This is a genomic window from Pseudomonas sp. PMCC200344 (assembly GCF_030053095.1).
Lineage (GTDB): Bacteria > Pseudomonadota > Gammaproteobacteria > Pseudomonadales > Pseudomonadaceae > Aquipseudomonas > Aquipseudomonas svalbardensis.
On the sequence record NZ_CP125618.1, the window covers coordinates 4,595,361 to 4,617,032 of the forward strand.

The window sequence follows — 21,672 nt, forward strand, 5'->3', positions numbered from 1 at the left end:
TACCAAACATCAGCAGGAACTACACAGGGACGTGCCATGCAAAGCCAAGAGATCAGGTCACCGGTCATTCCGGTTGTACCGTTCGCAGAAAAACGCGCCAATCATCAAGCTGAATTCAAAAACAGCGCAAAGCCCATTGGAGAAGCTGCTATGGAATCTCGCGTCGTTGAATTGGAGACACACCTCAAATACATCCGACGAGACATGGATGAAGTCCGTAGTGACGTCAAATCCATAAAACACAGGCTTGCCTATTCGGCTATCGGAACAGCCGTCGTCATCGGGGTTCTGGCCTGGATCGCCAATAGCCGTTTCGACCAGGTCGTAACACTCCTGGCTCACTAAGGGTAAGCCATGAACGCAAAACCCGGTTCGATCAACCGGGTTTGCGCAGTAAGCCAGCGACAGGAGTCAGCTCAGGACTTCGCTCAGCGGGATGAAGCCCACGTAGTCACCTTCGATCAGCGTGCGATCCTCCATCACCTCAACCAGACCATCAGCCCAGGCAGCGCTACGCAGTACACCCGAGCTCTGATTCCTGTAGATAATTGCCCGGCCATTCTCCAGACGACCGCGCAAGTACTCGCGTCGATTGCCTGCTTTTGGCCATGCAAACCCTGCAGGCACCTGAAACTTCAGGGGCTCAACCTCTTTTACACCCTGTCGGCGCAGGAGATAGGGCCTTGCCAACAAAGCGAAGGTCACCAGCGTTGAAGCCGGATTGCCAGGCAAACCAATCACAGGTACGCCGCGAAAATGCCCAAATGTCAGCGGTTTGCCGGGTTTGATGGCGAGTTTCCACAACGTCAACTCGCCCTCTTCACGCAAGGCAATGCCCAGAAAGTCAGCCTCTCCCACCGAGACACCACCGGTGGAAAGGATCAGGTCGACATCTTTCAATTCACTAAGGCGAGTGCGGGTGGTCGCTAAATCATCCGGAAGAATTCCGGCATCGATCACCTCACAGCCCAGGCGCTGCAACCAACTGCACAGCAACACTCGATTGCTGTTGTAGATCTGTCCCGGCCCCAGAGGCTGACCTGGTTCAATCAGTTCATCCCCGGTGGACAGAACAGCAACACGAACCTTGCGAATCACGTCCAGCTCTGCACATCCCAGCGATGCGGCCAGCCCCTGTTCGATCGGCCCGAGGCGCGTGCCGGCTGGCAGAATCAATTCACCAACAGTAGCTTCCTGGCCTTGAGGACGAATGTTTTGTCCTGGGGCCATGGTTTCGGTGAAACGTACTCGCTCATCCGCCTGAACCTCGGTGTTTTCCTGCATCTCGACGCAATCTGCACCAGCGGGCACTGGCGCACCGGTGAAGATTCGTGCACAGGTGCCAGGCTTCAAGGGCTCTGGAGCCTGACCGGCAAAAATCTTCTGGCTGACCACCAGTGGCTCTCCAGTCCAGTCGGCCACGTGCAAGGCATAACCATCCATGGCACTGTTGGGCCAAGGTGGCAGATCAAGCGTCGAGATCAGATCATCGGCCAGCACCCGGCCATGAACCTGCCCCAATGACAAGCGTTCACGCTCACGAATCGGTGAGGCTTCGGCCATTGCCAGCAAGCGTGCCAGTGCCACTTCGACAGCCATCAGACTGCCAGTCTTGCCTGGCTTACCCGCGGGATTCACAGGGTGCCGCCTGTTTGAGATGAGCGACGAAGTTGCACGGGCGGTGCCGCGAATCCAGTTGCTCGGCAAGAATGCCATCCCAACCGGTGCGCACGGCGTTGGTCGAACCCGGTAAACAGCAGACCAGCGTGCTATTGGACAAGCCGGCCAGGGCACGGGACTGAACAGTAGAAGTGCCAATATCCGCCACCGATATCTGCCTGAACAGCTCACCAAAACCGTCGACCTGTTTATCCAGCAGGCAACTCACCGCTTCCGGAGTGCTGTCGCGTCCCGTGAAACCGGTACCGCCAGTGATCAGCACCACCTGCACGACATCGTCGGCAATCCAGTTGGCGACTTGCGCGCGAATTTTGTAGAGATCATCTTTGAGCAGAACCCGGGCCGCCAGGTTATGGCCGGCAGCGCTCAAACGGTCGACGAAGACCTGGCCTGAGGTATCGGTTTCCAGGGTACGGGTGTCGCTGACCGTCAGCACCGCGATGTTGAGCGGTGCGAAAGGTACATCAGCCTTGGCTTTCATAGGCTCATCCAGTTGTAGGAGAAACAGCCCGGTGTTATATCACAGCGCCTCATTTTTTCGCCGCCCCCATGGAGACCTGCCATGACCTCGAATACACATTTTCCGCCCTGCTCCATTCTGCTCCTGGCAGGTGGTCGTGGCCAACGCATGGGCGGTCAGGACAAAGGGCTGCTGGAATGGCACGGCGAGCCATTGATTGCCCACTTGCACCGCAAGACCCGTTCACTGAGCGATGACCTGATCATCTCCTGCAACAGAAACCTGGAAAAATACGCGCCCTACGCCGACCAGCTGGTTCATGACGATGAAGGCGACTTTCCTGGCCCCCTGGCCGGTATTCGCGCAGGCCTGAAAGCCGCCCGCCATACGCATCTGCTGGTGCTGCCTTGTGATGTACCGCGCATCGATGCCGCGCTGCTCGATAACATGCGCGAAGCAGCCAGCCAGCACCCAGACCTACCGTTGATACTGCGCCATGGTCAACACTGGGAACCCTTGTTGTGCATTATCCCCGTGGCACTCTTGGCAGATTTCGACAGTGCCTGGAACGAAGGCGAACGCAGCCCGGGTCGCCTCATGCGCAAACTGGGCGCTACTGCCCTGCAATGCCCCGACAATGACCCGCGCCTGGCCAACCTCAACACACCAGAACTATTAAGTGCACACAACACTGTGTCAGACTGACAGGAGAAGGAACTTGCGCGCGCTGCACACGTCTCAAGCTCAGTAACCAAAAGAATTCATATTCGGAGACACACTCATGACTCAACGGACCCTCGCCACTTTCATGCTCGCACTGGGCCTCGCTACCCTCGCCGGTTGCGCATCGCCTACAGTGATCACCTTGAATGACGGTCGAGAAATCCAGGCTGTCGACGCACCACAGTTCGATAAAGATTCGGGTTTCTACGAATTCGAACAACTGGATGGCAAGCAGACCCGCATCAACAAGGATCAGGTTCGTACCGTTAAAGAGCTGTAATTTTTGCGGTGACAACCGGATATGGAAAAGCCCGCTTTATGCGGGCTTTTTCGTGGCTGAAGATCAGCAGATTTGCTGAACTCGAGATCACCACTGCAGAGTAATGGTACTTTCGAATACTCTTTCCTGGCCGGTGACCGGATCCACAAACCGTAGCCCCTGAGCGAGCAGTTTCAAAGGGTTGGCGTAGTCATCCTCAACATCCTTGAGTACCTGCGGATAAAACGGATCGTTGCAGATACTGGCGCCCAAGGCGGTCATGTGCACCCGCAACTGATGTTTCTTGCCCGTCACTGGGTAAAGCGCATAACGCCAGAGGTCACAGTTCTTCTCCCTGACCTCGACTGCCGTCTCGGTATTGCTGACGCCCGGACCTTCCTGCATGCGGAAGAAAGGCTCACCATCAATGAGCCGGCTCTTATGGACCAATGGAAAAGAGAGTTCAGGCAACGCTCGGGCAATTGCTTCGTAGCGCTTTTCGATCTGCCGCGTAGGAAACAACGACTGATAGGCAGAACGGCTCTGAGGGTTGGCGGAAAACAGCACCAGCCCCGCTGTGTGCCGGTCAATGCGATGCAAAGGCACCAGATGCGGGTTATCGAGTCGACGGATCAGCCGTCGCAACAGGGTCTGCTCCACGTATTCACCCGCCGGAGTCACTGGCAGAAAATGCGGCTTATCCGCCACGACCAAATGCTCATCCGCGTACAGAATCGACTCAACCACCGGGATCGGCTTTTCGTCCGGCACCTCACGGAAATAATGAATCCGCAAGCCTTCCTTATAAGGCAGATCAAGGGCGATCGGCATGCCGTGACCGTCGAGGACACGACCGCGAGCGATTCTGTCCAGCCATTGTTCACGACCGATGGCGCTGAAGTGTTCGCACAGACAATCGAGTACGGTCTGCCACGGACCAGGCGGCAAGTAGAGCGTGCTGGCCTGGTTGTGTGCAGCAGAAAAAGATGAAGTGGACATACGAAAGCTCTAACCCTCAATACAGGGCAGCATTATCCAACAGCGGCCGGAACGAACCTAGAAGAGAATCCTCAAGCCGGTATCTGCGTGCGCGCTGCCGCTTCGGTGAACTCCTTGAGCCAGCGCAGCACATCGACTGCCTCCCAGCGACCAGGGTCATAAAGCGCATACAACAAACCCTGATAGCCCACGACATCTAGCTGCCGGTGATAGCCCGCACGCTGGAACAAGGCTTCGATTTCGGCGAAACAGGTATTGAAATGCAGTTTATTGAAGGGAGTTTTTCCTTCTGTCACCAGACCATCCAGACGCAATTCGAGGACAGCCTCGCGTACCACGTCGGCCGACATCCGGTTCACGCTGTTCTTCAATTGTTCGACATTGACCACGATTCATCCCTCTCACGCCCGGACCGCCTGCCCAAACCCGAGAACCAGAGGAGCAAGGCAGGCATCACGAATAACTGTATACGCATACAGTATCCGATCAGCACCGGTAAAGCCAAGGGGATCCATCGCAAAGTTCGACAGGCGGAACATCGCCACCGCAACAACCGCTTAACGCAGGAACGCTACTACCTGATCGGCACTGAACGGCCAGCCCAGCTCAGCACCAGTATCGACCCGCCGCAATACCGGAATACGCAGACTGTAAGCTTCGAACCATGTTTCGTCGTCCGCGATATCCACCAGTTCCACCAGCAGACCGCGCTCGACAAATTCCATCAGCATGGCTTCGGCGACTTCACAGAGATGACACCCAAGGGTGCCGAACAGCTGACATTCAGGAAGCATGAGCGCTCAACCGAAAAAATTAAGTCATCATTCTAGGCCTGCCCCGAAAAGCCGTCGAGCCATTGAATACTCTACCCTTGAGCCATAACGGCAACGGATCGCGGCAATACGCTGACGCACATCATTCGTCTTCAATACCCATTGCGCGATGCTCACGGATTATTTGCCTCTACGCTTGAATTGCCCGCGCCCATCACCGGAGTTTTTTTGTGTTCGCCAACCTGCTGATCATCCTCGCCTCCTCCCTGGTGATGATTGCACTGTTCCAGCGCCTGCGATTGCCACCGGTGCTGGGTTACTTGTGCGTGGGACTGATGATCGGGCCGACAGCATTCAACTGGGTGGATGAAAGCGAAGAGCTGCCGGACCTCGCCGAGTTGGGCGTGGTGTTTCTGCTGTTCTCCCTTGGACTGGAGTTTTCCCTGTCGAAAATGCTCGTGTTGCGCCGAGTGGTGTTTGGGCTTGGCAGTCTGCAGGTGCTGTGCTCCGGGATGCTGCTAGGTGGTTTGCTGATACTGCTCGGCATGCCGATCACGCCTGCGCTGTTACTCGGCGCCGGCCTGTCGCTGTCTTCCACGGCCATTGTCAGTAAAGAGCTGAGCAGTCTCGGCGAGATTTTCAGCAGCCACGGCCAGAATGCCATCGCCGTGTTGCTGTTCCAGGACGTCGTGGCGGTATTGCTGCTGACCCTGGTGCCGGTGTTCGCTGGCAGCAGCGACCAGGCCTGGTATTGGGCGCTGCCACTGACGCTGGGTAAAACCGTCGTATTGTTCGTCGGCCTGCTGCTGGCCAGTCGCTGGTTGCTGCCGCGGCTGTTCCATGAAGTGGCGGCTGCCCGTTCCCCGGAACTATTCGTGCTACTGGCGCTGGTCATTGTTCTGCTGACGGCGTGGCTGACGCACCTGCTCGGTCTCTCCCCTGCCCTGGGTGCGTTTCTCGCCGGCATGCTGCTGGGGGAAAGCCATTACCGGCACCAGATCGAGGCCGACATCCGCCCGTTCCGCGACATCCTGCTCGGGCTGTTCTTCGTCAGTATCGGCATGCTGATCGACTTGCAGTTGTTCGTCAGCCACGGCCTGCTGATTCTCGGCCTGACCCTGGGGTTGCTGCTGCTCAAGGGCAGCGTCGTTGCGCTGCTGGTCAAATGGCGTGGCAGCGATGGCGAAACCGCCTGGCGCAGCGGCCTGGCATTGGCCCAGGGCGGCGAGTTCTGCTTTGCGCTGATGGCACAGATGCAGCAGAACAAACTGATGCCCGCGGATTTTGGCGGCCTGTTGCTGGCGGCGACCTTTTGTTCGATGCTCGTCACGCCGTTGTTGCTGCGCGCCGCCCCCCACATCGCTACACGCCTGCATCGCAAACCCAACGAAGAAGCAAAACTTGAAGAAATCAGCGCGCTCAATGCCGGGTTACACAACCATGTCGTTATATGTGGCTACGGTCGTGTAGGTCAGTCAATCGGACGCGCACTACGCAACGCGCAGCAACCCTACATCGCACTGGATACTGATCCAGTGCGTGTGCACGAAGCCGCCGCTGGTGAAACCTGTGTGCATTATGGCGACTCACGTCGCGGTGAACTGCTGGTCGCGATAGGGCTGGAGCGCGCCAGGCTGTTGGTGATCGCCGTGGATCAGGCCGACATCGCGTTGCTGATCCTCAGGGAAGCGCGGCGACTCAACGCGGCCGTGCCGATTCTGGTGCGCACTCGCGACGACAGCCAGTTGGCCGAGTTGAAGGCAGCCGGCGCCAGCGAAGTCGTGCCTGAACTGCTGGAGTCGAGCCTGATGCTCGCCTCCCATGCGCTGATCATGCTGGGATTACCTGCGCATCAAGTGCAGGAGCGGGCTGACCAGATACGGCACGACCGCTATCGTCTGCTGCACGGTTTCTATCCAGGCGCTGACGACGAAGAGACCTAGTCGTGGCTCACAGCCCCAATCTTGTGCACCGACAAGTCAGCGCCGTAATACTCTTCTTCCTGACTCAGACGCAGACCATGGAACGCCTTGATCGTGCCATACACGGCAAAGCCACCAGCCAGCGCCACAACCACCCCCAACGCAGTGCCGATCAACTGGCTGATCAGACTCACGCCGCCCAGCCCACCCAACGCGCTTTGGCCGAAAATGCCGCAGGCGATTCCGCCCCAGACGCCACACAAACCATGCAACGGCCAAACCCCCAGCACATCGTCGATGCGCCATTTGACTTGAGCCGCAGTGAAGCACCAGACAAACAATGCGCCGGCGATGACGCCAGTGATCAGCGCACCCACCGGGTGCATCAGATCGGAACCGGCACAGATCGCCACCAGTCCGGCCAGCGGGCCGTTATGCAGAAAGCCCGGGTCATTACGCCCGACGATCAGCGCCGACACGGTACCGCCGACCATGGCCATCAGCGAGTTCACCGCCACCAGTCCGCTGACACCTTGCAGGGTTTGCGCGCTCATCACGTTGAAACCGAACCAGCCAACGATAAGGATCCACGACCCCAGCGCCAAAAAGGGAATACTCGAGGGCGCGAACGCCACCAGTCGCCCTTCGCGATAACGACCATTGCGCGGCCCGAGCAACAACACCGCCCCCAGGGCCAGCCAACCGCCCATGGCGTGAACCACTACCGAGCCGGCGAAATCATGGAAGCTGGCGCCAAAGCGCTCAAGCAACCAGGCTTGCAGGCCAAAGTTGCCGTTCCAGATCATGCCCTCGAAGAACGGATAGATGAACGCCACGATCAGTGCCGTTGCACACAACTGCGGGGCGAAGCGGGCACGCTCGGCGATGCCACCGGAAATGATCGCGGGTATCGCCGCAGCAAACGTCAGCAGGAAGAAAAACTTCACCAGCCCATAGCCATGATCCGCATTGATCACGGCCGCCGGTTGCATGAAGGTCACCCCATAGGAAATCCAATAGCCAATAAAGAAGTAGGCCAGGGTCGAAATGGCGAAATCGCTGAGGATCTTCGACAAGGCATTGACCTGGTTCTTTTGTCGAACCGTGCCGACTTCAAGAAAGGCGAAACCGGCGTGCATCGCCAGCACCATGACCGCGCCGATCAAAATGAACAACGTATTGGAGCTATGGACCAGACTGTCCACAGCGCTTTGCAGATTATCCATGGGGTTGGCAGACCTGAAGGCTAAAAAAGCACCAAAGCAGTTCGCGCAGACAATTCATGCACCAAGTTGCGACTTGCCGGGATCCGCAGATTGATCCCGGTGAGCCGCTTTGGCGCACAAGGTTGGAACCTTTGCGCGAGTTTTCATTATTTGAGATAAGGTTTTGCTCGAATCCTGCCCAGCAACAGCGCAACGGCGCAGGCAGGCGCACCACGACGTAGCAAAAGTTGTACCAGTCATTTGTACTGAACCTTCGCGCAAGGCTCATACTCGAACGTTTCAGAAGCCACTTACGGAGATCCACCCATGGCCAGTATCAAGGCAAAGACTGCTCAAGAAATTCTGATGAACGATTTTCAGACTCTGGTCAGCGACACCGAACGCTTGCTCGAACACACCGCAACGCTGGCCGGCGATCAGGCTGATGAGTTGCGCGAGCAAATCCACCACAGTCTGCTGCGTGCCCGCGAAACCTTGAAATTGACCGAAGACTCCCTGCGCGAACGCAGCAAGGCCGCCGTTACCGCCACCGAAGACTACGTCCAGGCCAACCCATGGCAATCGGTCGGGATCGCGGCCGGCGTGGGTTTCCTGCTTGGCTTGCTGGCCACTCGGCGCTGATATGGCGATCGGCGAATCCGGCTCGTCCGCGACGGGCCCAAGCTCCTCACCGCGGCGCCTGGGTGCCGCTTTTCTTGGACTGTTGCACAGCCATGTCGAACTGTTCGGCATCGAATTGCAGGAACAAAAAGCCCGCACGGTAAGCCTGTTGCTATTCGCAGGCCTGGCGCTGGTTTTTGCCTTGCTGTTGCTGGTGGGGTTGTCGACGCTGGTGTTGATCCTGTTTTGGGACACCTATCGCCTGGCGGCCATCATCGGGCTCTGTGTTTTCTACACACTCGCGGCCATTTTCTGTGCGATGCGCTTGAGAGCGGCGATTTTCGATGAATCCTCGCCCTTCCACGGCACCTTGGAAGAGTTGGCCAACGATCGGGAGCGCCTGCTGCCATGAGCCTGCCTGAACTGCCTCACAACAGCTCACGCACCGAAATGCGCAAGGCGCTGATTCGCCTGCGCATGGAAATGCATCGCCAGGAAATCCGCCACGAATCCGCGCAACTGCTGCAACCCTTGCAGCGCGTGCGCGGGATGACGCAAAACCTGCAGGATGGCTTCGGCATCAAGCACGCTCCACTCTGGGGCGTGGCAGCCGTTACCTTGCTGGGCTTTCTGACGGGTAAGGGCGCCAAGAGCGGTGGCGTCAGCAGCCTCACTCGACTGGTTCGTCTGGGCGCCACGCTGGGGCCATTGATCAAGCTGGTCATGCAAGGCTCTTCGCGTAACCACTAAGGCCGTTATCTGGCTGCATTCTTGCAACATCGGGATTGGACCTCTTTATCGAGGGGTTCAATCCTGCGTGCCTACCCGGTGAACAGGTTTTATCCAATAACAAGACCTGACCAAGGAGGCCTCGTGATCGACGGGCAACCGCTCGCCTGTTTTCAACCATTCATCGATACCGCCACCGGCCGTATCGCTGGTGTCGAGGCACTGGGAAGATTGCGCCAGGCCGACGGTCAACTGGCCTCGGTGGGGCCGCTGTTCGCCGACCCGCGAACGCCCGCCATCGCGCTGCGTCGTCTGGATCGCCAGATCCGCGATAACGCGCTTAGCCGCCTGCATGAAGCGCCCTCGGACTGGTTTCTGAGCCTGAACATATCGCCACGCTGGATCAACCGCTTGCGGCAGGGCCAGGCTCTACCGAGCCTCAAGCAATTGAGCAGGCACAACGTCGACCCGAAACGCATTGTCTTCGAGATCACCGAACTGGGAGGCGATATCCAGCGCCTGACCGACGTCGTGGCACGCTACCGACAGGCCGGCGCGAGGATCGCCATCGATGATTTCGGTGCCGGATACTCTCAACTTGATCGCGTACTCGCGCTGCAACCGGACATTCTCAAACTCGACATGCGCTTGTTCCAGGCCGCTGCGCTAGGTGGACCGAGCAGCGAAGTGGTCAAGGCTCTGGCGCAAATGGCGGAGAAAACCGGTTGCTGGATCATCGCCGAAGGGGTGGAAACCGAAACTCAACTGAGTTTTGCCCTGGAGTGCGGTTCGCGCTACGTTCAAGGTTTTCTGTTTGCCCGGGCACAAGCCGGTTTCTTTGCCACGGACGCCTTTGTCGAGCGCTTCGCGCAACTGCGTCAGCGCTATGTTCAGCAGAAGCTGGATGAGCGCGGTCGCCTGATGATCATGCGCCAGCAACTCAGCGAGCTGATGACCATCCTGCAAGCATGGGCTCAGGCCCACGCGCCGCTCAGCGCCTTGCCACAACTGGATGCATTTCCCTGCCTGCTGCGCTTCTACCAATGCGACCGCCACGGCACGCAGCTGACGCCCAACCTTGAATGGCGCAACAACGGCTGGGAGGCCGACAATCGCTACCTGGGCCACAACTGGTCATGGCGCCCCTACTTCTATCACCTGCTGGCAGAGGGTTGGGATGAGCGAAGACTGACGCTCTCCAATACTTACCGCGATGCCACCAGCAATCAGTACTGCCTCACCGCCGGGCAATTTTTCGACCACGGCGAGCGACTGCTGCTCATCGATATCGACGCCGCCGGGCTGTAGTTCCGCTTGCAGGTCCGGACGCGAACCCGGAAGCTTAAGCAATCAAACACCTGACGGAGAGAACCCGCCTTGGATTGGCAAACCCTGCTTACCCGCGAACGCCTCGGAAAGCCTCTGCACAGCCCGGAAGAACTCGGCCGCAGTCCTTTCCATAAAGACCACGACCGGATCATTTTCTCGGGCGCGTTTCGCCGCCTCGGTCGCAAGACCCAGGTCCATCCAGTCACCAGCAACGATCATATCCACACGCGCCTGACCCACTCGCTGGAAGTCAGCTGCGTCGGCCGTTCGCTGGGCATGCGCGTTGGCGAAACCATCCGTAGCGCCCTCCCTGACTGGTGCGAGCCCAGCGACCTGGGCATGGTGGTGCAATCGGCTTGCCTGGCTCATGACATCGGCAATCCGCCCTTCGGCCATTCCGGCGAAGACGCGATTCGCCACTGGTTCCAACAAGCCGCCGGCCGTGGCTGGCTGGATGCAATGAGCGAAGTCGAACGCAATGACTTCCTCAATTTCGAAGGCAATGCCCAAGGCTTCCGGGTACTCACCCAGCTGGAATATCACCAGTTCGACGGCGGCACCCGGTTGACCTACGCCACGCTGGGTACTTATCTGAAGTACCCATGGACGGCAAAACACGCGGATTCTCTGGGCTACAAAAAACACAAGTTCGGCTGCTATCAGAGCGAATTGCCGCTTCTGGAACAAATCGCCCATAAACTCGGCCTGCCGCAACTCGAGGAACAGCGTTGGGCGCGCCATCCGCTGGTGTATCTGATGGAGGCTGCCGATGACATCTGCTACGCGCTGATCGATCTGGAAGACGGTCTGGAAATGGAGTTGCTGGAATACACCGAAGTCGAGTCCCTGTTGCTGGACCTTGTGGGTGACGATCTGCCGGAAACCTATCGCCAGCTCGGCCCGCAGGATTCGCGCCGGCGCAAACTGGCGATCCTGCGAGGCAAAGCCATTGAACACCTGACCAACGCCGCAGCCCGGGCCTTTGTCGAGCAACAGGACGCGTTGCTGGCCGGCACGCTGCCCGGTGATCTGGTGGAGCACATGCACGGCCCTGCCAAGCGTTGCGTCCTGAATGCGAAGGACATGGCGCGGAAAAAAATCTTCCAGGACAAGCGCAAGACCCTGCATGAAATCGGCGCCTACACCACGCTGGAAATCCTGCTCAACGCCTTCTGCGGCGCGGCACTGGAACAGCATAACGGTCGAACGCCGTCCTTCAAGAGTCGCCGAGTCCTCGACCTGCTGGGTAACAATGCGCCCGATCCTCACGGCTCATTGCACGCCTCGTTTCTACGGATGATTGATTTCATCGCCGGCATGACCGACAGCTATGCAAGCGAAATGGCGCTGGAGATGACCGGTCGTTCGAGCCACTGATGAGACCTGGGTGATCAGCCATTACGCCGCCTGCAATGGTTGATTTGCCTCTCAAACCCCAAGTGCACTCAACGTTCGCCGAATCCCCCTACAACACGCGCTGAGCTAACTGATCGATTATTCGGTAACCTCGCGAAATAATCTCGCTTCCTTCAGTTCGACAGAAGAAGCGTGAATACTCCTATGTTCAAAGACGATCTGCGCATCTTGCTGGTGGAAGATCATCCCTTCCAACTCCGGGCGACTCAATATCTGCTTGAGAGTTACGGTTTCACCCAATTGACCACCACCGACAGTGCCGATGGCGCCTTGCAACAAATGCTCAAGGCGGTGCAGCCATTTGATATTCTTTTGTGCGATCAATGTCTGCCCGACCTCTCCGGTCTTGATCTGGTCGAATTCGCCAGCCACCGGGGGATGATTAGACAGGCAATACTGTTAAGTAGCCTGACATCCGCTGAACTGGATGAACTTGAAAAAAAGGCCAACGAACACGGACTGCCCTTATTGGGGTACTTGATCAAACCGCTGAAACAATCCGAATTTAGAAACTTGTTGACCTTGGCTTCATTGTAAAAAAACGCACACCAAACGCACTAAAAAATCCAGGTCAAACACAACTCAGAACTTACAATTAAATACTTCCAACCTCTCGACTAACGATCAACAACCTTTACCCTTCTTCATAAAAAACCTAGTTGATACGTAGTCCCATTCTTCTTCAGCTGTAGGATTGTTCCTATATTGCCGCTGCAGGTCCGTCAGCTCATGCGTCGCCTCAACTATCTGAGCTAAGGTGCGCGCTTTATTAGAGCTCGTATGGGATTTGATTATGAACTCCGTTTTTATTGTCGACGATCACCCGGTCATCCGCCTTGCCGTCAGAATGTTGCTTGAACATGAAGGTTACAAAGTCGTCGGCGAAACTGATAATGGGGTCGACGCCATGCAGATGGTTCGCGAATGCATGCCTGATCTGGTCATTCTCGACATCAGCATTCCCAAACTGGATGGACTGGAGGTTCTCGCCCGTTTCAACGCAATGAGTACCCGCCTGAAAACATTGGTATTAACAGCACAATGCCCGACACTTTTTGGTATTCGTTGCATGCAATCCGGCGCATCGGGATATGTGTGTAAACAGGAAGACCTGAGTGAACTGGTCAGTGCTATAAAGGCCGTATTGTCAGGTTACAACTATTTCCCAAGTCAGGCCTTGAATCCTGTTCGCTGTGATGACGCGCGGTTCGCCGACCTGGAACTGTTCAAGTCAGTCAATGACCGGGAACTGATGGTATTGCAACTCTTTGCCCAAGGCCGCACCAACAAGGAAATTGCCAAAGGCATGTTTCTGAGCAACAAGACTGTCAGCACTTATAAAAAACGCCTCATGCAGAAACTCAAAGCCAAATCCCTGGTTGAACTCATCGATATGGCAAAACGTAACGCGTTAGTGTGAGAGACAGGATGCCCAGTCGTATAAAGGATTATCTGACACTCATGGCCGCAGGTTTATGCCTGAACACCTCAGTGGCCGCTGCGCAGACCGTCAGCGAGAACTACACCCTGATGAGTCGCTCGATGGCCGGATACCAGGAAGTCCAACTGGATAAATCACAACGACAATGGATTGAGAGTAAACGAGAACTGATCCTTGGCACGTCAGCCCCGGACTACCCCCCTTTCGACCTGACCATCAGTGGTCACGACTACGAAGGTTTTACCGCCGATTACGCAGGTATCCTTGGCAAAACCACCGGTTTGCCAATCAAGGTTCTGCGCTTTGCGTCCCGGGAGGACGCGATCGAGGCACTCGAAAACGGCGAGATCGATTTGCTGGGGACCGCCAATGGATTCGAAGCTCACAACGCTGACATCGTACTTTCCACCCCCTACGCCGTGGACCAGCCGGTTCTGGTGACACGCGAAGGAGAAACCAGATCCTTGACCGATGGCCTGTCCGGTCTCCGGCTGAGCATGGTGTATCACTATTTGCCGCTGAAGGAGGTCAAGGCCATGTATCCGGGGGCGATCATCACGTCCTTTCCGTCCTACCAGAATGCGATCAATGCCGTTGCCTTCGATCAAGCCGACGTTTTTCTGGGTGACACCATTTCCACCCATTACATGATCAACAAGGGGTATCTCAACAACATCCGCATGGCCAACTTCGGTAAACACGAAGCCCACGGTTTCAGCTTTGCGGTGCACAAGGCCAACCCGCAACTGCTCGGGATCATCAACGCAATACTCATGGCCATCCCCACCAACGAACGAGACAACATCGCCAAACGCTGGAGTGCCGGCAGTGACATGCTTCTCACCGATCAAAAACTGCAACTCACCGACAACGAAGAACGCTGGCTGGCACAACACCCGGTAGTGCGGGTGGTGGTCAATGAGGCTTTTGCGCCGCTGACATTTTTCGACAGTGATGGCAACTTTCGTGGGGTTACCGCCGACTTGCTCGAGCTGATCAGATTGCGCACCGGTTTGCGCTTCGACGTCCGTCGCAGCCGCAGTGATGACGAGATGATCGAGCAGATCAGGGACAATAAGGCCGACTTGATCGCCGCCCTGCTCCCCAGCGCCCAACGTGAATCGACGCTGAACTTCACCCGCCCCTATCTGCAAAACTCCTTTGTCCTGTTGACTCGCAAAGCCGCCGACAGCCCGACAAGCCTTGCGCAGTTGCAGGACAAACGCCTGGCAATCGCCCAAGGCAATCCCCTGGTGGATTACCTGCGCAGCGAGTTCCCGCGGATCAGGCTGATTGAAACGCCTGACACGTTCAGCGCCGTGGAGTTGCTGGCCGAGGGCAAGGCAGAAGGTGCGGTGAATTCACTGGTGATTGCCAACTACTTCATCTCATCGCAGCTCTTCGAGCAAACACTTCAAATCAGTACCACCATCGGTACCCAACAGGCCGCGTTCTCCCTGGCCACAGGCCGAGATTCCAAAGAACTGAACGCCATCCTCAACAAGGCACTGCTGAGCATTGCGCCGGAAGAACTGGGCATCATCAACAGCCGCTGGCGCGGCTATTCGGCGTCCTCGCAAAGTACCTGGCGCAACGTTTACCGAGTGTTCTATCAGGTCGTTATCGGTGCCGGAGTGTTATTGCTGATATCCGTTGCCTGGAACGCTTACATGCGTCGCCAGATAAAGCAGCGTCAGGCGGCCGAGCGCGCGTTGAACGATCAATTCGAATTCATGCGATCACTGGTCAACGGGACGCCTCATCCCATCTACGTCCGCGATCGCCAGGGACTGCTGCAAAGCTGCAACGACAGTTACCTGGAAGCTTTCTGCACGAGACGTGAAGACGTCATCGGCAAAGGCGTCATGCAAGCCAACATGAGCAATGCGTTCGAAGCCCGGGAATATCAGGCCGATTACCAGCGCGTCGTGGCCGAGGGCAAATCGCTGATTCTCGATCGCGCGCTGCATATCGGCGACCGCAGACTGACGATTTACCACTGGATTCTTCCCTACCGTGATTCGAGCGGTGAAGTACAAGGCATCATTGGCGGCTGGATCGACATCAGCGAACGGCGGCAACTGTTCGATGATCTGCGCTATGCCAAAGAGCGTGCCGATGAAGCCAACCGAGCCAAAACCACTTTTCTGGCGACCATGAGCCATGAGATCCGCACCCCGATGAATGCGGTCATTGGCATGCTCGAACTCACGCTGAAACGCATCGATCATGAGCACCCGGATCGCCCGGCCATCGATGTGGCGTACAACTCGGCTAAGGACCTGCTGGAGCTGATCGGGGACATTCTCGACATTGCACGGATTGAATCCGGACGGCTGAGCCTGAGCCCTGAACGGGTCAATCCAAGTGAAATCGTGGCCTCGGTGGTGCGGGTCTTCGATGGACTGGCGCGCCAGAAAAGTCTCCGGCTGCTGCTGGAATTTCGCCCTGCCAATCCGGGGTTTGATGTCCTGTTGGACCCGATGCGCTTCAAGCAGGTCTTGTCCAATCTGGTCAGCAATGCCATCAAGTTTACGGAGCAAGGCCAAGTCAGGATCATTGTCGACTTGCACCCGACCGCCGGGCCTGAGCGGGTCCGGATGCTGTTGCAGGTTCACGACAGCGGCATAGGGATCAACGAACAGGATCAGCGGCGGCTGTTCGAACCTTTCGCCCAGGCCGATCACTCCGGGCAGTCAGCCAGAGGCGGTGCGGGGCTTGGACTGGTGATCAGCCGCAGCCTGTGCGAAATGATGGGCGGCAGCCTGCAATTGAGCAGCCAGCCGGGTGTCGGCACTCAAGTCGAGGTGTCGTTGCACCTGGCAACACTGCCGCTCAAGCAGAAGCCAGAGACTGTTGAAGCGCAAATCCGCACCACGACGCCCCCCTTGAATGTTCTGGTGGTCGACGATCACCCCGCCAATCGCTTGCTCATGTGCCAGCAACTGGAGTTTCTGGGCCACCGATTCAGCGTCGCACCGGACGGCCAGGCGGGATTTCAGGCATGGGAAGCCGAGCCGTTCGATCTGGTGATTGTCGATTGCAACATGCCGATCATGAACGGATACGAACTGGCCCGCGCCATTCGCCGACATGAACAAAAAACGCACCGCCCGCCCTGTACCGTGCTGGGTTTTACCGCCAACGCACAACCGGAAGAAATACAACGCTGCAAACAAGCCGGGATGGACGATTGCCTCTTCAAGCCCCTTACCCTGACAGCCTTGAGTCAGTGGTTTGAAGGTATCAGGCCAACCGTCCGCGATCCCGCGTTCAGCCTGCAAGGACTGCGTCTTTTAACCGGGGGCGATCCGGTATTGGACCAACGATTGTTAACTGAACTGTTGAACAGCAACCGTCTGGACCGACAAGAACTGCTGGCGCTGTCCCCCTCCAAAGAGCCTCAGCCATTTCTCGACGTCGCCCACAAAATCAAGGGCGCCGCCCGAATCGTCCAGGCGTCCCGGGTGATCGACAGCTGCGAGGCGCTGGAAAAGGCCTGCCATGAAGTGTTTCATCACGACGAAGTGGCCGATTGCAGCAAGGCTATAGAGCGCGCCATGCTCGAATTGGAGCAAGCATTGCAGCAACAGATCGGCCAAAACGACAAAAGCAGAATGACAGAGCCTTAACTATGCTTGGACGCTGAGCAGTGTGTTAACCATCATGGAGAGACCCGCAATGCCCAGCCCACTGCGCCCGGATCAACGGCGGTTTCCCCTGCACGTCCATATCAGCGTGATGTTCACTTTCCTGCTGTTGCTGACTGGCGTGGTGCTGGGCGTTTTCAACTACCAGCAAACCACGCAGATCATTCTTTCCAGCAGTGAAAAGCTCTTCAACCGTATCGAGCAGGACGTCCGTCTCGACCTGCACTCTACCTATGAGCCGATTCGCCATCTGCTGACCCTGCTGGCGGAATACCCGGCGACCCAGGCACCTGACCTTGCGCAACGCCTGGCGCTGCTCAAACCCTTCAGCCAGTCGCTCAAGGACAACCCCGACCTGGCCTCGTTGTATCTGGGCTATGGCAACGGTGATTTCTTCATGGTTCGGCCCTTGCGAACCCCCAACCTGAAAACGCTCCTCAAGGCACCGGATACTGCGGCTTATCAGGTGTGGAGCATTGAGCGAACAGGCAACAGCGGTCAGGTCCGCTCCCAATCATTGTTTTTCGATCAGGATCTGGCCCTCATCAGCCGCCAGGACAATCCCGACGAAACCTACGATCCGCGAACCCGCGCCTGGTATGCCAGCGCCCGCAGCGACAACGATCAGATCACCACCGAACCCTACCTCTTTTTCTCCACCCACAATGTCGGCACTACCCTGGCCCGGCGCAGCGGCGAACAGGCCATCATGGGTGCCGATCTGACCCTGGAGGAACTCTCCGCGACCCTGGCCAAACATGTTGTGACCCCCAGTACCGAAATAGTGCTGTTCGATGCTGAAGGGAACGCCATCGCGTATCCCGACAGCAGCAAACTGATCATCGACGATCAGACTGCCCGCCTGATCAAAGCCACCGACCTGAGCCCCAGCCTCGGCGCATTGCTCAACAATCCCCCCGCAGGTAATCGCCTGGATGTCGCCGGTCGTCAATGGATCGTTGCCCGCAGCCGCATGCAAGAAGGCGGCCCCCAAGGACTGCAACTGGCGCTGCTGGTGCCGGAAGATGAATTACTCGTCGATGCCTACCGCATGCGCTGGCAAGGCGCACTGATTACCCTGGCCACGCTGTTGCTGTGCCTGCCGCTGGGCTGGCTGACCTCGCGGATTCTGGTTAAACCCCTGCGCGCGCTGGTACGGGAGGCCGATGCGGTTCGCAGTTTCGACTTCAACTTTCCGGCCTCACGTCGCTCTCCCGTGCTCGAAGTCGACCAACTGAGCGTGTCGATGACGCGCATGAAAGACACCCTGGCGAGTTTTTTCCAGATCACCGACAGCCTGAGCGCCGAGACTCGCTTCGCCCCCTTGCTCGAACGGGTGTTGTTTGAAACCGTGAAAATCGGCCAGGCCCAGGCCGGTCTGATCTACCTGCGCGAAAGTGATGGCGATCGCATGGAGCCCCATGGTCTGGTCGTCAACGGCACCTCACGGGCATTGCCGTCATTTGATCTTCGAGGACACGAACTCCAGGCTCCGCAAAGCCCTGCATGGCTACAACAGCTGTCAAATGCGGACAACATCGTCACCACGCTTGGTTTTGAACAGGCCGGGGATTTGCAGAAGGTGTTGCTTGCGCTGGAGTGTCCCCGCGTTCACCTGATCGGCATTCGGCTGCACAATCGTCATAACGAAACCGTGGGCCTGCTGGTCCTGCTGTTGGCTGATACCGGCAACCAGAGCGATCTGGAAAAACTTCGCCCGGACCGTATCGCGTTCCTCCAGGCCGTGTCCGGCGCGGCCGCCGTGAGTATCGAAAGTCAGCGTCTGCAAGCCAAACAAAAACAACTGCTGGATTCCTTCATTCAACTGCTGGCGGGTGCGATTGACGCCAAAAGCCCCTACACCGGCGGTCACTGCCAGCGAGTGCCGGCGCTGACCCTGATGCTCGCCCAAGCCGCCGCTGCCAGCCAGGACCCGGCCTTCAGTGGCTATCAACCCACCGAAGATGAATGGGAAGCGCTGCACATCGCCGCCTGGCTGCACGATTGCGGCAAGGTCACCACTCCGGAATACGTGGTCGATAAAGCCACGAAACTGGAAACGCTTAACGACCGCATCCACGAAATCCGCACCCGTTTCGAAGTGCTCAAGCGCGATGTCTGGATCAACTATTGGCAAGCCATGGCCCTGGGCGGTGACGAGCAGCACCTGGCCGAACTGCGCAACGCCACTCTGGCGGGACTGGACGATGACTTCGCGTTCGTTGCCCGATGCAACCTGGGTAGCGAGGCGATGGCCGAATCCGACCTGCAACGCCTGCACAGCATGGCCCAGCGCACCTGGACCCGAACACTGGATGACCGGCTGGGCGTTTCCTGGGAAGAGAACCGACGCCAGGCGCGAACCCCAGCACCGACACTGCCGGTCAGCGAGCCATTACTGGCGGACAAACCCGAGCACCTGTTCGAACGGCCCGAAGCCGAACTGATTCCGGAGGATAATCCCTGGGGGTTCAAACTCGATGTGCCGCGCTACAAGTACAACCGGGGCGAACTCTACAACCTGAGCGTTGCCCGAGGCACCCTGACCCGCGAGGAGCGTTACATCATCAATCACCACATGGTGCAGACGATTCTGATGCTCAGCCACCTGCCCTTCCCCGGCCACCTCACCAACGTCGCGGAGATCGCCGGCGGCCACCACGAGAAGATGGACGGCACCGGGTATCCCAAACAGTTGAAGCGCGAAGAAATGAGCCTGCCGGCGCGGATGATGGCGATTGCCGATATTTTCGAAGCGCTGACCGCCGCCGATCGCCCCTACAAGAAAGCCAAGTCGTTGAGCGAAGCGCTGGGCATCATGGCCACCATGTGCCGGGACGCCCACATCGATCCTGAGGTGTTCGGGCTGTTCATCAAAGCGCAAATCTACTTGCAGTACGCCGATCGATTCCTCGCCCCCCAACAGATCGATGCGGTTGATCCGACAAGCCTGCTGGTCAAGGCAGGCTTGCGGGCATGATCAGCAGTCGGTCAGGCGCAGGAAAATCGCCGCCAATTGCTCGATACCGGCCTGATCTTCAGCGGTAAAACGCGCCAGTTTCGGGCTATCGAGGTCCAGCACGCCGATCAGGCGACCGCCCTTGACCAGGGGCACGACCAGCTCGCTGTTCGACGCGCTGTCGCAAGCGATGTGCCCGGGGAACGCGTGCACGTCCTCGACCAACTGGGTCTGCAAGGTCGCCGCCGCAGCCCCGCACACGCCCCGACCGAATGGAATCCGCACGCAGGCGATCTGCCCTTGAAAAGGGCCAAGTACCAGTTCTTCGTTGCGATTGAGGTAGAAACCGGCCCAGTTCAGGTCATCGAGCTGGTTGATCAGGAACGCCGAGAACTGCGCGGCGTTAGCGATGAAATCCCGCTCGTCCGCCAGCAATGACTCCAATTGCGCCCACAGCATGCCGTAGCCTTCGAGGCCCTGGCCGCTCTTTTGTAAATCGATCATGCCTTGTGCTCCAACAGCTTCAGCCCGACCCAATAGCGGGCAAATTGATACGCGCAACGTCCGTTGCGATTGCCCCGGCCCGTGGCCCAGCGCACCGCGAGGATGTCCAGTTCTTCGTCTCGCTGCCACTTAAGGCCCGCCTTGTCGGCCAGTTGACCGATCCAGTGTTCGACGACGTTGAGGAAGTGCTCCTGGGTAAACGGATAGAACGACAGCCACAATCCAAACCGATCCGACAGCGCAATCTTGTCTTCCACCGCCTCGCTGGGATGGAGTTCGCCGTCAACGCGTTTCCAGTTTTCGTTATCGCTTTCCTTTTCCGGCACCAGGTGGCGACGGTTGGACGTGGCGTACAGCAAAACGTTATCCGGCGCCTGTTCGAGAGAGCCGTCGAGCACGCTCTTGAGCACCCGGTAATCGCCTTCTCCCGACTCGAACGACAGGTCATCGCAGAACAGCACGAAACGCTGGGGCAGCCTGGCGATCTGTTCGACCACTCGCGGCAAGTCCGCCAGGTGATCGCGTTCGATCTCGATCAGCCGCAGACCGGCCTTGGCGTGTTCGGCCAGCAAGGCGCGCACCAGCGACGATTTACCGGTGCCGCGCGCGCCCCAGAGCAATGCGTGGTTGGCCGGCATGCCATCGAGGAACTGCTGGGTATTTCGCCCCAGTTGCTCCAGTTGCCGGTCGACACCGATCAGGTCGGACAAACGCATGTCGAGGCTGACTTCCAGCGGCAACAGAAACCCGCTGCGCCCCTCGCGCTGCCAGCGCGCGGCAAGGCAATGATTCCAGTCGATAACTTGCCGAGGGGCGGGCAGCAGCGGTTCGATACGGGCCAAAACGGCATCGGCGCGTTCAAGAAAAGCATTTAATCGGGAATCCACGTCTTCTCCTCGGGCACGTTCACAGTAATGATGGCGATACAGCGACGAAACACAGCGTTCGGTGTCCGGTTCATCCCTTTGCACAAGGGCTCGCGAGAACATCGGTATCCATGCA

The 21,672-nt window shown here is 57.8% G+C and carries 21 protein-coding genes; 13 read left to right on the forward strand and 8 right to left on the reverse strand.

Translation table 11 applies throughout. The features are described from left to right. The first annotated feature begins 36 nt into the window (after positions 1-36). On the forward strand, positions 37-345 hold the full coding sequence (locus QFW87_RS20975; RefSeq protein WP_283181131.1) for a hypothetical protein: 309 nt from the start codon (positions 37-39) through the stop codon (positions 343-345). A gap of 66 nt (positions 346-411) precedes the next feature. On the opposite strand, the gene glp is transcribed toward QFW87_RS20975, so the two are convergent. Continuing rightward, positions 412-1,638 carry a gephyrin-like molybdotransferase Glp gene (gene glp / locus QFW87_RS20980; RefSeq protein ID WP_283181132.1) on the reverse strand — a complete coding sequence of 409 codons (1,227 nt, stop codon included), beginning with the start codon at positions 1,636-1,638 and terminating at the stop codon, positions 412-414. Continuing rightward, positions 1,622-2,161, reverse strand: coding sequence for a molybdenum cofactor biosynthesis protein B (moaB, locus tag QFW87_RS20985; RefSeq protein ID WP_149629239.1), 540 nt, complete (start codon positions 2,159-2,161; stop codon positions 1,622-1,624). The genes glp and moaB overlap by 17 nt, the downstream gene beginning before the upstream one ends. Before the next feature lie 81 nt (positions 2,162-2,242). Between moaB and mobA the strand changes: the two genes are divergently transcribed. Both mobA and QFW87_RS20995 read left to right on the forward strand, forming a co-directional pair. After that, positions 2,243-2,845, forward strand: coding sequence for a molybdenum cofactor guanylyltransferase MobA (gene mobA / locus QFW87_RS20990; RefSeq protein ID WP_283188772.1), 603 nt, complete (start codon positions 2,243-2,245; stop codon positions 2,843-2,845). Positions 2,846-2,921: 76 nt separating this feature from the next. Next, entirely contained in the window at positions 2,922-3,143 is a 222-nt protein-coding gene (locus QFW87_RS20995) for a YgdI/YgdR family lipoprotein (protein WP_282380102.1), read from the forward strand. 87 nt (positions 3,144-3,230) lie between these two features. On the opposite strand, the gene QFW87_RS21000 is transcribed toward QFW87_RS20995, so the two are convergent. The 3 genes from QFW87_RS21000 to QFW87_RS21010 form a co-directional block, all read right to left on the reverse strand. Beyond that, positions 3,231-4,121 carry a pseudouridine synthase gene (locus QFW87_RS21000; protein WP_283181134.1) on the reverse strand — a complete coding sequence of 297 codons (891 nt, stop codon included), beginning with the start codon at positions 4,119-4,121 and terminating at the stop codon, positions 3,231-3,233. A gap of 71 nt (positions 4,122-4,192) precedes the next feature. After that, on the reverse strand, positions 4,193-4,510 hold the full coding sequence (locus QFW87_RS21005) for a hypothetical protein (protein WP_008145883.1): 318 nt from the start codon (positions 4,508-4,510) through the stop codon (positions 4,193-4,195). 168 nt (positions 4,511-4,678) lie between these two features. Continuing rightward, positions 4,679-4,915: a glutaredoxin family protein gene (locus tag QFW87_RS21010; RefSeq protein ID WP_111452360.1), complete on the reverse strand. Its 237-nt coding sequence runs from the start codon at positions 4,913-4,915 to the stop codon at positions 4,679-4,681. A gap of 209 nt (positions 4,916-5,124) precedes the next feature. On the opposite strand from QFW87_RS21010, the gene QFW87_RS21015 reads away from it, so the two are divergent. Further along, positions 5,125-6,837: a monovalent cation:proton antiporter-2 (CPA2) family protein gene (locus QFW87_RS21015; RefSeq protein ID WP_283188773.1), complete on the forward strand. Its 1,713-nt coding sequence runs from the start codon at positions 5,125-5,127 to the stop codon at positions 6,835-6,837. Here QFW87_RS21015 and QFW87_RS21020 read toward each other — a convergent pair. Continuing rightward, the gene (locus QFW87_RS21020; RefSeq protein ID WP_283188774.1) at positions 6,834-8,042 is read right to left on the reverse strand and encodes an ammonium transporter; all 1,209 of its coding nucleotides are present in this window, start codon (positions 8,040-8,042) and stop codon (positions 6,834-6,836) included. The genes QFW87_RS21015 and QFW87_RS21020 overlap by 4 nt on opposite strands. Before the next feature lie 306 nt (positions 8,043-8,348). Here QFW87_RS21020 and QFW87_RS21025 point away from each other — a divergent pair, with 306 nt between their 5' ends. The 9 genes from QFW87_RS21025 to QFW87_RS21065 all read left to right on the forward strand — a co-directional run bounded on the left by QFW87_RS21025 (position 8,349) and on the right by QFW87_RS21065 (position 20,187). Next, positions 8,349-8,663: a YqjD family protein gene (locus QFW87_RS21025; protein ID WP_283188775.1), complete on the forward strand. Its 315-nt coding sequence runs from the start codon at positions 8,349-8,351 to the stop codon at positions 8,661-8,663. 1 nt (position 8,664) lies between these two features. After that, positions 8,665-9,054, forward strand: a complete 390-nt coding sequence (locus QFW87_RS21030; protein WP_008145878.1) for a phage holin family protein — start codon at positions 8,665-8,667, stop codon at positions 9,052-9,054. After that, on the forward strand, positions 9,051-9,392 hold the full coding sequence (locus QFW87_RS21035; protein ID WP_046054409.1) for a hypothetical protein: 342 nt from the start codon (positions 9,051-9,053) through the stop codon (positions 9,390-9,392). The genes QFW87_RS21030 and QFW87_RS21035 overlap by 4 nt, the downstream gene beginning before the upstream one ends. 123 nt (positions 9,393-9,515) lie before the next feature. Beyond that, the gene (locus QFW87_RS21040; RefSeq protein WP_283188776.1) at positions 9,516-10,679 is read left to right on the forward strand and encodes an EAL domain-containing protein; all 1,164 of its coding nucleotides are present in this window, start codon (positions 9,516-9,518) and stop codon (positions 10,677-10,679) included. 69 nt (positions 10,680-10,748) lie between these two features. Continuing rightward, positions 10,749-12,077 (forward strand): deoxyguanosinetriphosphate triphosphohydrolase, encoded by a 1,329-nt coding sequence (locus tag QFW87_RS21045; protein ID WP_283188777.1) that lies wholly within the window; start codon positions 10,749-10,751, stop codon positions 12,075-12,077. Positions 12,078-12,260: 183 nt separating this feature from the next. Beyond that, positions 12,261-12,653: a response regulator gene (locus tag QFW87_RS21050; RefSeq protein ID WP_056742438.1), complete on the forward strand. Its 393-nt coding sequence runs from the start codon at positions 12,261-12,263 to the stop codon at positions 12,651-12,653. A 256-nt stretch (positions 12,654-12,909) separates the two neighbouring features. Further along, positions 12,910-13,536, forward strand: a complete 627-nt coding sequence (locus QFW87_RS21055; RefSeq protein WP_046049241.1) for a response regulator transcription factor — start codon at positions 12,910-12,912, stop codon at positions 13,534-13,536. 8 nt (positions 13,537-13,544) lie between these two features. Continuing rightward, positions 13,545-17,189: a transporter substrate-binding domain-containing protein gene (locus tag QFW87_RS21060; protein ID WP_283188778.1), complete on the forward strand. Its 3,645-nt coding sequence runs from the start codon at positions 13,545-13,547 to the stop codon at positions 17,187-17,189. A gap of 49 nt (positions 17,190-17,238) precedes the next feature. Then, positions 17,239-20,187: an HD domain-containing phosphohydrolase gene (locus tag QFW87_RS21065; protein ID WP_283188779.1), complete on the forward strand. Its 2,949-nt coding sequence runs from the start codon at positions 17,239-17,241 to the stop codon at positions 20,185-20,187. Here the strand turns inward: QFW87_RS21065 and QFW87_RS21070 are convergent, their stop codons facing one another. Next, positions 20,188-20,670, reverse strand: a complete 483-nt coding sequence (locus QFW87_RS21070; protein WP_283188780.1) for a GAF domain-containing protein — start codon at positions 20,668-20,670, stop codon at positions 20,188-20,190. Then, positions 20,667-21,557 carry an ATP-binding protein gene (locus tag QFW87_RS21075; protein WP_283181143.1) on the reverse strand — a complete coding sequence of 297 codons (891 nt, stop codon included), beginning with the start codon at positions 21,555-21,557 and terminating at the stop codon, positions 20,667-20,669. Before QFW87_RS21075 ends, QFW87_RS21070 begins: the two co-directional genes overlap by 4 nt. Positions 21,558-21,672: the final 115 nt, after the last annotated feature.